The 16524-nt window shown below is 62.4% G+C and carries 13 protein-coding genes; 12 read left to right on the top strand and 1 reads right to left on the bottom strand.

Annotation, left to right across the window (positions count from 1 at the left end; all coding sequences use genetic code 11):
* Positions 1–150: 150 nt before the first annotated feature.
* Positions 151–525 carry a RidA family protein gene (locus tag ACROHD_RS13540; RefSeq protein ID WP_432678618.1) on the bottom strand — a complete coding sequence of 125 codons (375 nt, stop codon included), beginning with the start codon at positions 523–525 and terminating at the stop codon, positions 151–153.
* Between the two features lie 113 nt (positions 526–638).
* Here ACROHD_RS13540 and ACROHD_RS13535 point away from each other — a divergent pair, with 113 nt between their 5' ends.
* From ACROHD_RS13535 to ACROHD_RS13480, 12 genes are all read left to right on the top strand, one after another.
* Positions 639–1520: a LysR family transcriptional regulator gene (locus ACROHD_RS13535; protein ID WP_432678616.1), complete on the top strand. Its 882-nt coding sequence runs from the start codon at positions 639–641 to the stop codon at positions 1518–1520.
* A gap of 102 nt (positions 1521–1622) precedes the next feature.
* Positions 1623–3074 carry an aldehyde dehydrogenase family protein gene (locus ACROHD_RS13530; RefSeq protein ID WP_432678615.1) on the top strand — a complete coding sequence of 484 codons (1452 nt, stop codon included), beginning with the start codon at positions 1623–1625 and terminating at the stop codon, positions 3072–3074.
* Positions 3071–4048 (top strand): membrane dipeptidase, encoded by a 978-nt coding sequence (locus tag ACROHD_RS13525; RefSeq protein ID WP_432678614.1) that lies wholly within the window; start codon positions 3071–3073, stop codon positions 4046–4048. Before ACROHD_RS13530 ends, ACROHD_RS13525 begins: the two co-directional genes overlap by 4 nt.
* Before the next feature lie 71 nt (positions 4049–4119).
* Positions 4120–5667 carry a BCCT family transporter gene (locus tag ACROHD_RS13520; RefSeq protein ID WP_432678612.1) on the top strand — a complete coding sequence of 516 codons (1548 nt, stop codon included), beginning with the start codon at positions 4120–4122 and terminating at the stop codon, positions 5665–5667.
* A gap of 71 nt (positions 5668–5738) precedes the next feature.
* Positions 5739–7433, top strand: coding sequence for a hypothetical protein (locus tag ACROHD_RS13515; protein WP_432678611.1), 1695 nt, complete (start codon positions 5739–5741; stop codon positions 7431–7433).
* Positions 7430–8065, top strand: coding sequence for a DUF3726 domain-containing protein (locus tag ACROHD_RS13510; RefSeq protein WP_432678609.1), 636 nt, complete (start codon positions 7430–7432; stop codon positions 8063–8065). Before ACROHD_RS13515 ends, ACROHD_RS13510 begins: the two co-directional genes overlap by 4 nt.
* Positions 8066–8141: 76 nt before the next feature.
* Positions 8142–9035 carry a LysR family transcriptional regulator gene (locus ACROHD_RS13505; RefSeq protein ID WP_432678607.1) on the top strand — a complete coding sequence of 298 codons (894 nt, stop codon included), beginning with the start codon at positions 8142–8144 and terminating at the stop codon, positions 9033–9035.
* Between the two features lie 74 nt (positions 9036–9109).
* Positions 9110–9952, top strand: a complete 843-nt coding sequence (locus ACROHD_RS13500) for a putative hydro-lyase (protein ID WP_432678623.1) — start codon at positions 9110–9112, stop codon at positions 9950–9952.
* 21 nt (positions 9953–9973) lie between these two features.
* Positions 9974–11008: a TRAP transporter substrate-binding protein gene (locus ACROHD_RS13495; protein WP_432678605.1), complete on the top strand. Its 1035-nt coding sequence runs from the start codon at positions 9974–9976 to the stop codon at positions 11006–11008.
* Between the two features lie 28 nt (positions 11009–11036).
* Complete coding sequence (locus ACROHD_RS13490; protein ID WP_432678602.1) at positions 11037–11585, top strand: TRAP transporter small permease subunit; 549 nt, start codon at positions 11037–11039, stop codon at positions 11583–11585.
* Complete coding sequence (locus ACROHD_RS13485; RefSeq protein ID WP_432678600.1) at positions 11582–12865, top strand: TRAP transporter large permease; 1284 nt, start codon at positions 11582–11584, stop codon at positions 12863–12865. The genes ACROHD_RS13490 and ACROHD_RS13485 overlap by 4 nt, the downstream gene beginning before the upstream one ends.
* A gap of 65 nt (positions 12866–12930) precedes the next feature.
* Complete coding sequence (locus tag ACROHD_RS13480; RefSeq protein ID WP_432678598.1) at positions 12931–16521, top strand: hydantoinase B/oxoprolinase family protein; 3591 nt, start codon at positions 12931–12933, stop codon at positions 16519–16521.
* Positions 16522–16524 lie beyond the last annotated feature (3 nt).

Raw genomic sequence — 16524 nt, 5'->3', positions numbered from 1 at the left:
TCGAGCGCGAACTCGATAATGTCCGCCCGGGTTTCATCCGGAAGGCGGTTCCACACAGACCCGGGATGGGGTGCTGTCTTTGCTTGGCAGACACAAAAACGCCCCGACCGAAGCGTGTCCGGTCGGGGCGTTTTCGCTCTGAAGGTTGCCTCAGCCGATGGCGGCGAGCGCCAGAACTTCAATGCGATAATGCGGCTTGGCCATGCGCGCCTCGACGCAGACGCGAGTCGGCGGGGTGATGTCGGACACCCATTCGTCCCAGACGGCGTTCATTCCGGCGTAATCTTCCATCTCTCGTAGCCAGATCTGCACGGAAATCAGATTCTCGCGCGGGGCACCGGCCTCGGTCAGCAAGGCGTCAACCTTGGCAAAGACGTCTCGGGATTGCGCGGCGATGTCACCGTCTTCCAGTTGCGACACCTGACCGGCCAGATGGACAAGACCACCCTGAATGGCGATGGCCGAGAAACGGGTGGAGCCACCAAGTTTGGTCACGGCGGCGGCGGCGGGGGTCATTGCGTTCATGGGGGGATTCCATTGGGGTTTCGAACGGGGGCAAGGCATAGACCCTGCCAAAACATTGCAACAGGCTAAATTTTGTGGAATCTATTTCAGCAATTCTGAAGTTTGAGGGTGCGATGTCCATCAAGATCGAGATGCTGCGTTGTTTCCGGGCCGTTGTGGACCATGGCTCGTTGGCCGAGGCCGCCACGGTTCTGGGGCGCACGCCCTCTGCCGTGTCAATGATGCTCAAGCAATTCGAGGATCATATCGGCGCGCCTTTGTTTGAAACCGCACGTAAATCGCGGCTGACACCGCTTGGACAGATGATCCATTCCGAGGCCCGGCGCGAGCTGGACCATTTCGACCGTACCATATCCACGATCGAAGGGCTGTCGCGGGCGGAGCTCGGGTTTGTCCGGCTATCCGTCACACCCTCACTGGCGCAATCTGTTTTGCCGCCGATCTTGCATCGCTTTCTCCAAGATCATCCAAATGTGCGGGTCGATATGGCGGATATGGATTCCGCCGCCGTACACGAAGATCTGAAGGCAGAGCGTGCGGATATTGGGCTGGCCAGTGTCGGGGCATTGCAAGGGTTTGACTGCCGCCCGCTGTTTTCAGACCGCTTCGGCGTGATCTGCCGCCGTGATCACCCGCTGGCAAAAGACTGGGATCACTTGACCTGGGCCGATCTGGACGGGGTGGATTTCATCGCCAACGGATTGTGCAGCCAGATCCGCCATGAAGGCTTTGCCCCAATCCTCGCGCATGCCCGTCTGACAGTTCGCAACACCGCATCGCTTCTGGGGTTGGTCAAAGCCGGCGTGGGTGTCACGGTTCTGCCGCGCCTTGTGGTTCTGCCAGAGTTTACAGACCTTGCCTTCCTGCCGCTGGCCGATCCAGATGCACGGCGCGAGGTCTGGATGATCACGCAGCCACGGCACATGCTGACACCCGCCGCCCGCGCCCTGGCCGAGTCGATCCGACATGCGCGGATCACGGGTGTTGATCACTGACTTCAGTTTCCCTGAAGCAAATTCAATTTCTTTGCGTTTGCTTGAATCTCCACTCTGTGGCCCTCTCGCGCAATGAAACGCGCGCAGAAAGAGGACCGCCAGATGACCGAGACAAAGCTGAATTACATAGCCGGGGAATGGGTTTCGGGGATCTCCGAAGTCGAAAACCGCAACCCGTCGGATCTGAGCGACCTCGTCGGCATGTTCACCCAGGCCAGCGCATCGCAGCTTGATGACGCTCTCGACGCCGCCACTCGCGCGCAGGCCAAATGGGCCGCCTACGGGATGGAACGCAAGCAAGCCGTCCTGATGAATATCGGCAACGAGCTGATGGCGCGGGCCGAGGAACTGGGCACGCTTCTGTCTCGCGAAGAGGGCAAGCCGCTGGCCGAAGGCAAGGGCGAGGTTTACCGCGCCGGTCAGTTCTTTACCTATTACGCCGCCGAGTGCCTGCGCCAGTTGGGCGAAAACGCCGACTCCGTCCGCGCCGGAGTTGAGATTGACGTGCGCCGTGAACCTGTCGGTGTCGTGGCTGTGATTTCCCCCTGGAACTTCCCGACCGCCACCGCCAGTTGGAAGATCGCGCCTGCCCTTTGCTATGGCAACGCGGTGATCTGGAAGCCCGCCAACGCAACCCCCGCCAGCGCCGTGGCCCTGACCGAGATCATCAGCCGCCAGGACATTCCCAAGGGGCTCTTCAACCTCGTCATGGGCGCGGGCCGCGACGTGGGCCAGCGGCTGGTGGAAAGCCCGAAGGTCAACGCCATTTCCTTCACTGGCTCGGTGCCCGTCGGACGCGGCATCGCCATGGCCGCCGTGCAGAACTTCACCAAGATCCAGGCCGAGATGGGATCGAAGAACGCGCTCGCCGTCATGGATGACGCTGACCTTGATCTAGCCGTGACGCTGGCCCTTGGCGGCGCCTTTGGCGGCACCGGTCAAAAATGCACCGCGTCCTCTCGTCTGGTGGTGCATGAGGGCATTCACGACGCCTTTGTTGAAAAGCTGATCGCTGGCGCACAGGCCATGAAGGTTGGGCACGCGCTGGCCGCAGGCACCCAGATGGGGCCGGTCGTCAGCCAGCAGCAGCTTGATGAAAACCTCGCCTATGTGGACCTTGGCAAGTCAGAGGGTGCCGAACTCGCTTGTGGTGGTGTGCGCCTGACCATGGAAACAGAGGGCTACTACATGTCGCCCGGTGTGTTCCTGAACACCACCAACGCCATGCGCATCAACCGTGAGGAAATGTTCGCACCGCTGACCTCGGTCATCAAGGTGGGCAGCTATGACGAGGCTCTGGCCACGGTCAACGACACCAATTTTGGCCTGACATCGGGCATCGTCACCCAGAACCTTGCCCGCGCCACCCATTTCCGCCGCAATGCCCGCACGGGCGTTGTCACCGTCAACCTTCCCACGGCGGGCACCGATTACCACGTGCCCTTCGGCGGGCGCGGCGACAGCAGCTACGGCCCACGCGAACAAGGCCGTACGGCGGCGGAATTCTACACGACCGTGAAGACCGCATATATCTCTGCTGGAGCGCCAGCATGACTTATCGGATCGACTGCCTGCAATATGCCAACTGGTCGGAAAAGATCTTTCGCCAAATGCGCGAAGGTGGCCTCGATGCGGTTCATGTCACCATCGCCTATCACGAAAACTTCCGCGAAACGGTTCTCAATGTCGAGAAGTGGAACCGGTGGTTCGAGCAATTCCCGGACCTGATCTTTCACGGCCAATGGGCCAGCGACGTGGAAAAGGCGCGCGAAACCGGGCGCACCGCGATCTTCTTCGGCTTCCAGAACCCCAGCCCCATCGAGGACGATATCGGGCTGGTCGAGGTCTGGCACAAGCTCGGCGCGCGGTTCATGCAACTGAGCTATAACAACCAGTCGCTGCTGGCGACGGGCTGCTACGAGGCGGAAGATCCGGGGCTGACCCGCATGGGCAAGCAGGTGATCAAGGAGATGAACCGCGTGGGTCTTGTCATCGACATGAGCCACAGTGCCGACCGCTCCACCATCGAGGCGGCTGAGATCAGCACCCGGCCGATCACGATCACCCACGCTAACCTGCACAGCTGGCAGCCCGCCTTGCGCAACAAGCGTGACGACGTGGTGCGCGCGGTGACGGAAAACGGCGGCATGATGGGCTTCTCGCTTTACCCCCACCATCTGAAAGACAAGTCCGACTGCACGTTGGACAGCTTTTGCTCGATGATTGCAGAGGCCGCTGAAAAGTTCGGAGCGGAACATTTCGGTATCGGATCGGACCTATGCCAGGACCAACCCGACAGCATCGTGGAATGGATGCGGGTCGGCCGCTGGACCAATGAGATCGACTATGGCGAGGGCAGCGCGTCTGCGCCCGGCTTCCCGCCGATGCCCGACTGGTACGGTGACAACCGCGACTTCGGAAATATCGAAACGGGCCTAAGCGCCAAGGGGTTCAGCGACGATGAGGTCGCGGGCCTGATGGGCGGCAACTGGTACCGGTTCTTCAAGGAAAACTTCACCCCGGCCTGACCGGCCGGACTGCGCCCGCGCCGCGCGCTTTGCGGCAAAGGCACCCCAGGTTATTCGCGAGGGAGGACAGAATGACCGACGCAACCGCTCCACAGACCGCCAGCAGCGGGTTGGGGCACATCAACAAGCCGCTTTTCATCATCACCGGCGGCTTTATCGCGATCTTCTGCCTGATCGCCCTTTTCGACCTCGACCTGCTGTCGAGCCTTGTCGATACCGGCTTTGCATGGTCGGCCCGCTTCTTCGGGCTTTACTGGCAGATCCTTCTGCTCGCCACTTTCGTGATCGGCCTTGTGCTGATTGTCCTTCCCGGCGGCAAAGCCCTGATGGGCGGGCTGGCGACACCCGAATTCCCCGTGTTCCAGTGGGGCGCAATGATCATGTGCACGCTTCTGGCGGGCGGCGGCGTTTTCTGGGCCGCAGCCGAGCCGATGGCGCATTTCCTCTACTCCCCGCCACATTTCGGTGGCGAGGGCGGCACGGCAGCGGATGTAGCCCCTGCCATGGCCCAATCCTTCATGCATTGGGGGTTTCTGGCCTGGGCTATTCTGGGCGCGCTGACCACGGTCATGCTAATGCATTACCACTATGAAAAGGGTCTGCCGCTGGCCCCGCGCACGCTGCTTTACCCGCTCTTTGGTGATCGCGCGATCAATGGCCCCATCGGGTTGATTGCCGATGCCTCCTGCATCATCGCGGTCGTGGCGGGCACCGTTGGCCCCATCGGCTTTCTGGGCTTGCAGGTCAGCTATGGGCTGAATGCCCTTTTCGGCATTCCCGACAGCTTTGCCACCCAGGCCACCGTGATCCTTGGCCTTGTGGCGCTTTATACCGCGTCGGCCATGTCGGGCCTGTCCAAGGGCATCCAGATCCTCAGCCGCTTCAACGTGATCCTTGCAGGTGTTCTGCTGGCCTTCATGTTGATCGCGGGCCCCACGGGCTTCATCTTCTCCAGTTTCTTTGGCGGCTTCGCCACCTACATCACCGATTTCGTTCCGATGGCGATGTATCGCGGTGACGCGGAGCTGTTCGGTGAGGCAGGCTGGCTTGGCTGGTGGACGGTGTTCTTCTGGGGCTGGTTCCTGGGCTATGGGCCGCTGATGGCGATGTTCATCGCCCGTGTCAGCCGGGGCCGGTCGATCCGGTCCATCGTGATCATGCTGGCGATCGTTGCCCCCATCGTGACCAACTTCTGGTTCACCATCGTGGGCGGCACCGGGCTGTGGTTCGAGCTGGAAACCCCCGGTTCCGTCTCGACCGCGTTCGAAGGGTTCAACCTGCCCGCAGCCCTGCTGGCCATTACCCAGCAACTGCCTATGGGCTTCATCGTGTCGGTCCTGTTCCTGATCCTGACCACGGTCTTCGTGGCCACAACGGGTGACTCGATGACCTATGTGATCTCGGTCGCAATGTCGAACGAGGACAAACCCGCCCTGCCCGTCCGCGTCTTTTGGGGCGTGGCCATGGGGGTGATGGCTCTGATCCTGATCTACACCGGGTCGGGCAGCATCGGGAAGCTGCAAAGCTTCATCGTCGTCACCGCTGTACCGGTGTCGCTGGTTCTGCTGCCATCGCTCTGGGACGCGCTGCGGATCACGCTGGCCAAAGGGCGCAGCTGACGAAACAACCGGCGGTCCCGGCAAAATTGGGGCCGCCAACACAGAACCACTCACGGGACGGAGGACCCCAAATGGACCAGACACGCACCGACACCATCGCCCTGCGCGACCCGAACACGGTGATGACCCTGGCCCGGATGGGGTCCTTCCACCAGTGCCGCCTGTCCTTCATGCGGGTGCTACTGCGTCGCCTGAAATCTGAGAACTGGCGGTTCGAACAGCGCGAATTCGTGATCGACGCCAAGGGGGTTGGCCACGCCGTCTATACCGCACACGGCCCCGCGCATAGCTATTCCCTCGTCGCCTTCGCCAATGATCTGCCGCCCGAGAAACGCTCGGACAGGGTGATCGCAACCGAATGGGACGCGACCTTTACCCTTTACGACGGCATCCCGGACCGATCCGAGATCGAGCGTCTGCGCGCCAATATTCCGCTGCAGGAGGCGGGCCGCGTCGATGACAACTCGCTGTCGGTCAGCCGCGCCAACCGGTCTGTTCGGCTTTGGGATCATGTGGTCGAGGCGCTGGCCGCTGGCCGCCAACCCGATGAGGCCCGCGTTGCCGATGTGGGCTATCTGATGCGCACGACAGCTGTCTATGGCTCCGGCAAACTGGGCGCTGCGGATCGCGAAAAAACCGCCGACCGGCCGGAATTTCAGGCCCCCTTCCAGATCGAAATGCTGAGCGTCTTCCTGACCCGCGCCTTTGTGATGGACCTGGTCGAATACATGGCCCATTTGCGCGCGCCCGAAACCGCCGTGCCGCTGACCCCCGCGCTCCGCCGTCGTTTCGGGATCGGCAATTCCACCGGGCTTGGCATGGCGCCCTACCTGATCAACCACCCAGTGCTGCTGAACAACTGGATTGCCGCGCGGGAAACGGCGCTGGCCCGTATCCGCTCGCTGCCCGACGCACTGCCCGGCACTGATCTGGCCCTGCGCGACTACGCCCGCCGCGCCCAGATCAACGCGCAAGCCTGGCATTCCGAACACCCGATCCAGCAGGCGAAGCTGTCCGACCTGCGTTGTGACATGGATACGCTTTGTGCCCATCTGGAAAAGACCGACCTGACCGGCCCGCAGCCGTGGAACGCGCTGTGGCAATGGGGAGAGGAAAACCTTTCGCTGGAAGGTCAGGAACAGCTGGTTTCACTGATGCTGGAGCCACATGGCGAACTGGTGGACGAACTGGCGCAGTGCATGGCCGCCGATGAAACCGCGCCTACGCGGATTGACGGCACCTTACCGCTGGACCGGTTCCGTACCCAAGTGGAAGAGGTCTATGCCTGGGCGCTCGATATCGACTGGACGGCACAGGCCGCGCAAGAAAATGTCTGGTACACCTCCGAGGAGAAGCTGGAGCCGCGCCTTGGCGACCGCTACGCCGAACCGGTGGAACCATATGAGCTGCCGCTTTGCCCCGGCCGAGATGCCGCGCGGATGCATGCCGATTTGATGCTCAGCGGCGCGGACACCGTGGCCCGTTTCCTGATGGACCACCCCGAACACCGCCATATTGCCCGCCGTGCCCAGATCGCCGCGTGCTTTCCTTACGCCGAGATCCGCGACAACACCATCGGCGCGGGTCTTCTGCCCATTGATCTGCTGCGCGCCAAGCTGGCCTTTTTCGGAGCGGTGCATTTCGATCCCCGGTCCGACAGGTGGGTGCGCATCAACATGTTCCAGCACGCCCCCTTCCCCGCCGATCTGGCGCAAGGTGAGGCTGATGACTGGACCTTCCCCCCGGCACAGGAGGCCGCAGAGTGACCTGGTCCCTGAACGAAATCGAAGCCCTTTCCCGCAAAGCCGCCCGTGGCGCGGGCTATTCCTGGGGTCTGGCAGAGGAAGCAGGCCGCGCCGTGCGCTGGCTGGAAGCACGCGGTCTGCCCGGCGCTTCGGCTCTGGTCGGCCATTTGCAGGCGATGGACGGGCAAGCGCTAAGCGCGTTGACCCCTGACCTTGAAACATGGGCCGCCCCCACTGACGCGGCCTGTCCGATCCTTACGGGAACCATGCTGGCCGACGGGCTTGCTGGGGATGGTGCAGACGGATTGAACCTGCCGGATGTCCACGCCCCACTATTGCTGCTGCCCTTCCTGTCCTGGATGGCAGAGGCGCAGGATCGAACCATTGCAGTTGATCTGCCTGGCAAAGCAATCACACTTGGCTCTGACGGAATGCTGCTCGCAGCAGGCGCAGTCACAGCGTCGGGCGCGGGCCCGGTGACGCTGCATTTCGACGCGTCGCCTTCGGGGGCACCGATCATCGAAGGTCTGCGATCTGCCTGCGATGCCGCCAATGTTGCCGCGTTGAACACCTTCGCGCATCGCACCTATGCCCCCGCCACCGAAGAAAGCCGCCTTGCCGGGGCCGGTGCAGGGCTGACCGACAACGACTGACGCTCACCTTGCATTGCCAAGCGGGGGGACCCAGCCTTAGGGTCGGGCCACCCCCGGCCCCATGCAGGCAAGCGCCATGAAAGCCCGACTGAACCTCGACCAACTGCACACCTTCCTTGCCGTCGTGCGCATGGGGGGCATCCGCAAGGCCGCCGAAGTTCTGAACATCACCCAACCGGCGGTCACAACCCGGATCAAGAACCTCGAAGCCTCGCTTGGGGCAGAGCTGTTCGAGCGCACCGCCAACGGCGTTCGGCTGACCAAGCGGGGCGATCTGCTGGTTCAATATGCCGAACAGGTGGAGCAACTGGCTGAACGCGTGGGCCGCGATGTGATGGATCCGGCAGGCGTCGAAGGCCATCTACGCCTTGGCGTGTCGGAGACCATCGCCCAATGCTGGCTGCCGGAATTCGTCGCCGCCCTGCACCGGCGCTATCCGACGCTCGATATCGAGATCAACGTGGATATCTCGATGAACCTGCGCGCCGATCTGCTGAACAGAGAGATCGACCTTGCCATCCTGCTTGGTCCGATCTCGGAATACTCCGTCGACAATGTAGACCTGCCCGTTTTCGACCTTGCGTGGTATTGTGCGGCGGGGTCCGATGATCCCCCCGAAGGTCCCGCCGGGTTCCTGCTGAAACCGGTGATCACCTATGCCCGCAACACCCGACCCTTCCGGGAACTGAAGGCGGAACTGGCCGCGCGGGTCGGCCCGCAGGTCTCTACCTTTCCCTCGTCGTCTCTGTCGGCTTGTTTCCGGTTGGTCGAAGCAGGGCTTGGCGTGGCCGCCCTGCCCCGCACGCTTGGTGCCCCGATGGTCAGCGCGGACCGAATCAGGGAATTCGATCCTGGTTGGGTGCCAAGCCCGCTGCGATTCTCGGCGTCTTTCCTTGGCGACCCCAAAAGCCACATTGTCGAAACCGCCGCCCATATCGCTCGGGATGTGGCGCGGGACTTTGCCGGGTGATCAATTTTTCTGATCACTATTTCAAAAATCATTCAATTTGATCTTATATGATTGGATTTCGATACTGCCCGCATATGGAGGTATCGAACGTGCCAACGACTCACGCAGTGCTGAAAGGCAAACCCCTGTCCGCCATTCGGGCCGCGATCAGGGCCGGGCACTATACCTCTCATACCGCGGGTCTTGGTGGCGGATACCTTCAGGCCAATCTGGCGATTATGCCAGAGGCCTATGCCCTCGATTTCATGCGCTTCTGTCAGCGCAACCCAAAACCCTGTCCGCTGGTCGGCGTCTCGGATACCGGTGGCCCGATGATGGCCACCCTTGGCCATGATCTGGACCTTCGGACAGACGTTCCAGCCTACAACATCTATCGCGACGGGCAGCTCAGCGGGTCCGCCACCGATATCTCGGGCATCTGGACCGATGACCTCGTTGGTTTCGCGCTTGGCTGTTCCTTCACGTTCGAGCAGGCGTTACAGGCCGAAGGCATCGCGATGTGGCATATCGACAATGACCGCACCGTACCGATGTTCCGCTCCTCCGTTAAAACCGTGCCTGCAGGCCCGTTCGGCGGCGCCATGGTGGTCAGCATGCGCGCGATCCCGGAGGACCAGCTGGAACGTACAATCGAAGTCTCGGGCCGTTACCCGCTCGGCCATGGTGCGCCGGTGCATTGGGGCGATCCGGCTGAAATCGGCATCGCGGATGTGACCCGCCCCGAATGGGGTGACCCTGCCCCGGTGCCGCAGGGCCATGTCCCGACCTTCTGGGCCTGCGGTGTCACGCCACAAGTGGCTGTCACCCGCGCGAAACTGCCGCTCTGCATCACCCATAAACCGGGCCACATGCTGATCACCGATGTGCCCGACGACGCGGAATTTCCGGTGATTTCCCAAACACAATCAAAAAGCTAACATCCAACAAGGAGAGACGAGATGAAAAAGACAACAGCCATCGCCGCCGCCGTTCTGGCCGCGTCCCCGGCCTTGGCCGAGGATCTGTCGGTCGTCGGCAGCTGGTCCAGCCTGCCGCTGCACAACCAGTTCGAGGCACCGTTCTGGACCGAAACCCTGCCCGCCGCCTCTGGCGGAAACATCAATGTGGCGCTGACTACCCATAACCAGATGAACCTGGGCGTCGGCGACGTCTATCGCCTGCTTGGGGACGGGGTCTATGATGTGGCCATGACCGTGGCCGACTACGCCGTCGCCGACGCGCCGGAGCTGGAAGGTCTGGACGTGCCGCTGCTGGCGATGACCGCAGATGATGCGCGTGCCATGGTCGATGCGGCCCGACCCATGGTCGAGGACATCTACAACACCCGCTTCAACAGCCACGTGCTGGCCATCGCCCCCTATCCGCCGCAGGTCGTGTTCTGTAATGCCGAGATCAACAGCCTCGATGACCTCGCCGGTCTGCAAATCCGCGCTTCGGGCCGGATGACCGCGAAATTCCTAGAGGCGCTTGGGGCCGAGGGCGTCAACGTCTCCTTCTCTGAGGTGCCGGGCGCGTTGCAGCGCGGCGTGGTGGATTGTGCCGTGACCGGTGCAGGATCGGGCTATTCCGCGGGCTGGTGGGAGGTTTCCACTCATCTGTTGCCGATCCCGCTCGGTGGCTGGGATTCCGTTGTCACCGCGATCAACCTTGATCGTTGGAACGCCATGGATGCCGACACGCAGGCGCTCATTGAGGCCGAGATCGCCACGGGCTTCGAAGACCCAGCCTGGGCCGTCGCGCAGGATGCCCTTGTCAATGACATTGCCTGCCTGACCGGCAATGGCGAATGCCCGGCGGGTGAGGCGCGTGACATGATCCTTGTCGAGGTCTCGGACGCCGATTTCGCACGTGCTCGTGACATCCTGGTGACCGAGGTTTTGCCCGACTGGGCCGAGCGCGCGGGCAGCGAATGGGCCACCCGCTGGAACGAAAGCGTCGGCGCAACCGTCGGCGTGACGGTTCCCGTCAACTGATCCCGGACCGCTGAAGGAGCGCCCCCAGATGGCCCAGTCCATTCTCTCCCTCCTGCGCCGCCTCAACCGTTGGGTGGCCCTGGCAATCGGCCTTGTGCTGTTCCTCTGCGCGGTTTTCGTGCTGCTGGATGTGGGCTTGCGCAAATTGGGGGCCTCCTTCGGCGGCACCGACGAGATCAGCGGATATGTCATGGCCATCGTGACATCCTGGGGCATGGGCTATGCCCTGCTGGAACTGGCCCATGTCCGCATTGACATTCTCCGGGGGCGCGTGGGTGCCCTTGGACGGTCGCTGTTTGACCTGTTCGCCATGCTGACCTTGGCGGGAACCGTGACGCTGATCGCCCTGCGCTGCTGGCCGGTGCTGGACCGCTCCATTGCCAACATGTCTCGGGCCAATACGCCGCTGGAAACGCCGCTCTGGCTGGTGCAGGGGCCGTGGTTCGCCGGGTGGGTCTGGTTCGCCATCGTGTCGTGGCTGACATTCCTCGCGGCGCTGCTGCTGGTTGCAAAAGGTGAATTCAGCCAGTCCGAGGCCGCCATCGGGGCCTTTCGCGAAGAGGATGCGGTTCTATGATTACCTATGTCTCGATCGGCCTGCTGGCCATGCTGTCGCTGTCGATCCCTGTGGGTATCGTGTTGTTCCTGTTGGGTTTTGGCACTGACGTTTTCTTCAGCCCCTTCCCGCTGATGCGCGGGCTTGGCAACCTGGTCTGGTCCACGTCCAATAACGCCACGCTGATTGCCATTCCCTTCTTCGTGCTGCTTGGCGAAATCCTTGTTCGCAGCGGGATTGCTGCCCGCACCTACGCGGCACTTGACCGGTGGGTGTCATGGATGCCGGGCGGTCTGGTTCATGCCAATGTGGCGACGGCCACCATGTTCTCAGCCACCTCGGGGTCATCTGTCGCCACCGCCGCGACCGTGGCGACCGTCGCCATGCCACAGGCTGAGAAACTTGGCTATGACCCCAAGCTCTTCTCTGGCGCTATTGCCGCAGGCGGCACGCTTGGCATCATGATCCCGCCCTCGATCAACCTGATCGTTTACGGGTTCCTGACGCAGACCTCTATTCCCCAGCTTTTCCTGGCGGGGCTGCTGCCCGGCATCCTGCTGGCACTTGGCTTTCTGGCGATCACCGCCATCATCTGCGCGATCCGGCCCGATCTTGGCGGCCAGCGCCGCGTCTTCCCCTTGCCTGAGATGATGCGTGCGCTGCTGCAACTCATCCCCATTGTGCTGCTCTTCACCATCATCATCGGGTCGATCTACAAGGGATGGGCCACCCCGACCGAAGCCGCTGCCGTGGGCGTTGCAGGGGCACTTCTGATCGCGTCAATCTTCAGCCGCGTGACCATCGGAATGCTGGCAGAGGCCGTCATGGGCACCGTCAAGATCACCTCGATGATCATGCTCGTGGTTATCGGCGCATCCTTCCTGAACTTCACGCTGGCCTCTGCCGGGCTTGGCGCAGAACTGTCCGGCTTCCTTGACGGGCTCGGCCTGTCTCCGCTGATGACGATCTTCGTCGTGGTCTGCATCTACATCGTGCTTGGTTTCTTCATCGAAACCCTGTCGCTGATGGTGGTGACGATCCCGATCATCGTGCCTTTGGTGGTGGCGCAAGGATATGACCCGATCTGGTTTGGTATCCTGATGATCGTGCTGATCGAGATGGCGCTGATCACCCCGCCCGTTGGTCTCAACCTCTATGTGGTTCAAGGCGCGCGGAAATCCGGCAAGATGAGCGAGGTCATGTTGGGCGCAATCCCTTACGTGCTGGCAATGCTGGTCATGGTTGCGGCGCTGATTGCGATCCCTGACATCGCGCTCTGGCTGCCAGCCGTCCTGCAATAACCCCTTTCCCTTTCTGACGAACAACGCTGCCGGGCACATCCCGGCAAACAGAGGAGATCTGTCTCATGTGGCAATTCTGGGTCGACCGTGGCGGCACCTTCACCGACATCGTCGCACGCACGCCAGAGGGCGGGCTGGTCACGCATAAACTGCTGTCCGAGAACCCCGAACGCTATCGCGATGCCGCCGTGCAGGGCATTCGCGATCTGATGGGGCTTGGCGCTGATACCGCCATTCCCGAGGGCGCGATCGACGCGGTCAAGATGGGCACCACCGTGGCGACCAACGCGCTCTTGGAACGCAAGGGCGACCGGACGCTGCTTTTGATCACCGAAGGGATGCGCGATCTGCTGAGGATCGGCTACCAGAACCGCCCGCGCCTGTTCGATCTGAAGATCGAGTTGCCAGAACTGCTTTATGAAGAAGCGGTTGAAGTGGGAGAACGGGTATCGGCCGAGGGCGAGGTGATTGTGCCGCTCGACACCGCATCGGTAGAGGCGGCGCTGCGTGATGCCTATGCCGAGGGCTATCGCTCCGTCGCCGTGGCCCTGATGCATGGCTATCGCTTCCCCAATCATGAAGCCCGCATCGGGGAAATGGCTCGCGCGGCGGGGTTCACGCAGGTCTCGCTCTCCCATGAGGTCAGCCCGCTGATCAAGCTGGTGTCGCGCGGCGATACCACGGTTGTTGACGCCTATCTGTCGCCCATCCTGCGCCGCTACGTGCAACAGGTCAGCGACGCGCTTGGGGCGGCCAAGGGCGGCTGTCGGTCGCTGATGTTCATGCAATCCAATGGCGGGCTCACTGACGCGCGGCTCTTCCAGGGCAAGGACGCGATCCTGTCAGGCCCTGCGGGCGGTGTCGTCGGCATGGTGCGCACAGCGGAAGAGGCCGGGTTCGACAAGCTGATTGGCTTCGACATGGGCGGCACATCCACCGATGTCTGCCACTATGCGGGCGACTATGAGCGGTCTTTCGAGACCGAGGTCGCGGGTGTCCGAATGCGCGCCCCGATGATGAGCATTCATACGGTTGCCGCAGGTGGCGGCTCGATCCTGTCCTTCGCGCAAGGCCGTATGCAGGTCGGCCCCGAAAGCGCCGGGGCCAATCCCGGCCCCGCCTCCTACCGGCGTGGCGGGCCGCTTGCCGTGACAGATTGCAACGTGGTGCTTGGCAAGATCCAGCCTGATCGGTTTCCGTCTGTCTTTGGCCCCGGCGGGGACGAGCCGCTGGACGTGGCCGCTGCCCGCGCCGCCTTTGAAGACATGGCCACATTGATTGCGGAGGAAACCGGCGAGGCCCGCAAAACACCCGAGGAACTGGCCGAGGGTTTCTTGCGGATCGCGGTGGAAAACATGGCCAATGCGATCAAGAAGATCAGCGTTCAGCGCGGCTATGACGTAACGCGCTACACCATGAACTGCTTTGGTGGCGCAGGCGGGCAACATGCCTGCCAGGTGGCAGATGTGCTGGGGATGGAGAGCATCTATATCCATCCCTTCGCGGGCGTCCTGTCGGCTTTCGGTATGGGGCTGGCCGATATCCGGGCGATCCGGGAATATCAGTTGGCGCGGCCTTTGACGGATGCCGATGACGCGCGGCGGGCCCTCGACCGGATCGGCGCGGACGCGCAACAGGAGGTTGCCCGGCAAGGCATTCCGGCTGATCGCATCACCCTGCTCGAAACCGCCCATATCCGCACGCCCGGATCACATCAGACCCTGCCGGTGCCCTTTGGCTCTGCTACGGACATGCGCCGGGGTTTCGATGCCGCCCATCAGCAACGATTTGGCTTCGTGCCGGATTATGACGGGTTGATCATCGACCTTCTGACCGCCGAGGCCGTGGGTGAGACCGGTGAAGCGGTGACTCTCCCGGACGCCAATGACCCACCCGCGCAACAGGACAACGCCCGCATGTATTGCGAAGGTGGGTGGCGCGACGTTCCGCTGATTGACCGCGCCAGCTTGCGCGCGGGCGACACGCTGACCGGCCCCGCCATCATCGTCGATCCGACCGGCACCAATGTGGTTGAGCCGGGCTGGCAAGCCGAAGGGCTGGCCGGTGGTGCGATGGTGCTGCGCCGGGTGGTGGCGCTGGACCGGCAGGAGGCGATCGGGACATCCGTCGATCCGGTGATGCTGGAGGTCTTCAACAACCTCTTCATGTCCATCGCCGACCAGATGGGCGCGACGCTGGCCAACACCGCTTATTCGGTGAACATCAAGGAACGCTACGATTTTTCCTGCGCAATCTTTGACGGCTATGGCGATCTGGTCGCCAACGCGCCCCATGTCCCCGTGCACCTGGGATCAATGAGCGAGAGCGTACGCACCGTCCTGCGCGAAAATGCGGGCAAGATCCGCCCCGGCGACGTCTTCATGATGAACAACCCGTTCAATGGTGGCACCCATCTGCCGGATGTCACGGTCATCACGCCGGTCTTTGACGAGGCGGGCGAGAAGATCATCTTCCTCACCGCCTCTCGCGGGCACCATGCCGATATCGGTGGCAAGACGCCGGGGTCAGCCCCGCCAGACAGCGCCCATATCGAGGAGGAAGGCGTCCTGATCGACAATTTCCTGTTGGTCGATCAAGGCCAGTTGCGAGAGGTCGAAACACGCGACCTGCTCGCCTCTGGCCGCTATCCCTGTCGCAATATCGATCAGAACATGGCCGATCTCGCCGCACAGATTGCCGCCAACGCGACCGGTGTGGCGGAACTGCAAAAGATCACACGGCAATTCGGGCTGCACGTCGTCCAGGCCTATATGGGCCATGTGCAGGACAATGCCGAGGAGAGTGTGCGCCGGGTTCTGGACGTGTTGAAGGACAGCTGCTTCACCTACAAGATGGACAGCGGTGCGCGGATCGAGGTGGCGATCACCGTGGATCATGACAGCCGTAGTGCATTGGTGGATTTCACCGGCACGTCGGATCAGGACCGGCTGAATTACAACGCGCCGCTCTCGATCTGCCGGGCTGTTGTTCTCTATGTCTTCCGCACTTTGGTGGGCGCCGACATCCCGATGAACGAGGGCTGCCTGAAACCCATAGAGATCCGAGTGCCCGAAGGCTCCATGATCAACCCGCGCCCACCCGCTGCGGTGATTTCGGGCAATACCGAGGTCAGCCAGTCCATCGCCGATGCGCTTTATGGTGCGCTAGGGGTGATCGCGGGCAGCCAGGGTACGATGAACAACTTTGTCTATGGCAATGACCGGTTCCAAAACTACGAAACGATCTGTGGCGGCACCGGTGCGGGCAACGGCTTTGACGGGGCGAGTGCCGTTCACAGCCACATGACCAACACCCGCATGACGGACCCCGAGGTACTGGAAACCCGCTTTCCCGTCCGGGTCGAGGAGTTTTCCATCCGTCGCGGATCGGGCGGCGCGGGGCGCTGGCAGGGAGGCAACGGGATCACCCGGCGCTTGCGGTTCCTGGAGGAGATGACGGTGACGGTCCTGTCCTCACATCGGAGCGTTCCTCCGCATGGCGCATCCAACGGCGCGCCGGGACGCTGTGGCCGCAATACCGTGGAACGGATCGGGGGGCGTGTCGACCTGCTGGAAGGCAACGATCAGGCGCAGATGCAGCCCGGAGATATCTTCACCATGCAAACCCCGGGCGGGGGCGGGTATGGCAAAGCCTGAGGC

Origin of the sequence: Nioella aestuarii (assembly GCF_050896395.1) — a bacterium.
In the GTDB taxonomy this organism is placed as follows: Bacteria; Pseudomonadota; Alphaproteobacteria; order Rhodobacterales; family Rhodobacteraceae; genus Nioella; species Nioella aestuarii.
The sequence above is the reverse complement of the archived record's forward strand: the minus strand, read 5'-3'. Positions and strand labels throughout refer to the sequence as shown.